We start from the raw sequence: 430 nt of genomic DNA on the forward strand, positions 1-430 counted from the left end.
GGGCCATGTACCACTCTCCCGTCGGTCTCCCTTCCGTCACCCGTCCCTTATTGTTCCGGTTCGCCCTTTACGAGTAACGCATTACTCGAAGGGATTACGCAGAATCGCGGTATCGGCACCTGATCGGCCGAAATCCATGCCGATGCCGGCGGCTACCGCGGGCTGGGCGCCCGGACGGTCGGGCGCGTGATGACTCCACCGCACCGCAAGTTCACGGCGCACGGCCCACTCCTCGCGCCGTATCCGCGTTGAGCACGGCATCGCACACCTCAAGAGCCGGCGGACTCTCGCCCTCCATCACGGCCCTGGCGAGCACATGACACCCATCAAAACTGTCACCACATGCCATATCGGGACACGGCGGCGCCCCCGTGCGTGGCTCGCACAGGGGCGCCGTGATGAGGGCCGGAATCAATGCGACCTGTTCGCG

The 430-nt window shown here is 65.3% G+C and carries 1 protein-coding gene; it reads right to left on the minus strand.

The features are described 5' to 3' along the window. Positions 1–211: 211 nt before the first annotated feature. Positions 212–430, minus strand: a 219-nt coding sequence (locus AC1DYK_RS35890) for a hypothetical protein (RefSeq protein ID WP_478170601.1), incomplete at its 5' end; no start/stop codon positions are given.

Source organism: Variovorax sp. P2_H12 (assembly GCF_056403395.1).